Here is an 886-nt window from a genome sequence, read left to right as displayed (position 1 = left end):
CGCCAATAATGCTGACATACGCCCAACATTACGATTGTCTTCACCGGCCTGATTGGCACAGCCATAAATCACATCATCGACTTGCTGCCAATCTACCGTGGGATTACGTTGTATCAATGCTTGAATTGGAATTGCACCGAGGTCATCTGCGCGTACTGGCGCAAGACCACCAGCATAACGACCAAATGGGGTACGGATGGCATCTATGATGTAAGCGTTTTTCATGTGTCTTTCCTTTTATATTGAATCCCCCTATATCCCCCTTTTTCAAAGGGGGACTTTCTCTCTTATCTTAATGAAAGAGAAGAACCCCTCCCTTTCTTAAAGGGAGGTAGGGAGGGATTTATTATCCCTGTGTCGCATCAATCAATTGAGCACCCGTCAAAGCCTGTAATTCTTCAAAGCTCAGACCTGCAACTTTTTCAAGCACTTTTAAGCCATCAGTGGTCACATCAATCACGCATAGGTCGGTATAGATACGATCAACACAATGCTTACCTGTCACAGGATAGCTCAGTTCTTCAACAATCTTAGGTTCACCTTGCTTAGTCACATGATCTGTGGTGATAAAGACTTTCTTGGCCCCTACAGCTAAATCCATTGCACCACCCACGGCAGGAATCGCATCTGGCGCACCAGTATGCCAGTTGGCAAGATCGCCATTGGCTGCCACTTGGAATGCACCCAATACAGCAATATCCAAATGTCCGCCACGCATCATGGCAAAGGAATCACCATGATGGAAAAACGAGCCACCCGTTAGCATAGTGACATATTCCTTGCCTGCATTAATCAGCTCAGGATCTTCTTCACCTTTGGCAGGTGGAGGACCAAAAGCCAATAAACCATTTTCAGAATGTAGAAAGACATCTTTGTCTGTTGGCAA

Annotated in this window: 1 protein-coding gene and 1 pseudogene; both read right to left on the bottom strand. The window is 45.7% G+C overall.

Annotated elements, in window-relative coordinates; genetic code table 11:
- Positions 1-225, bottom strand: a pseudogene (locus tag GJV03_RS21325) (acetyl-CoA C-acyltransferase); the annotation flags it as partial.
- A gap of 121 nt (positions 226-346) precedes the next feature.
- Positions 347-886: CoA-transferase (locus tag GJV03_RS21320; protein ID WP_154131083.1), on the bottom strand; the 540-nt coding region annotated here is incomplete at its 5' end.

Source organism: Acinetobacter sp. RIT698 (assembly GCF_009668065.1).
Lineage (GTDB): Bacteria > Pseudomonadota > Gammaproteobacteria > Pseudomonadales > Moraxellaceae > Acinetobacter > Acinetobacter guillouiae.
This window is presented reverse-complemented; position numbering and strand designations above follow the sequence as displayed.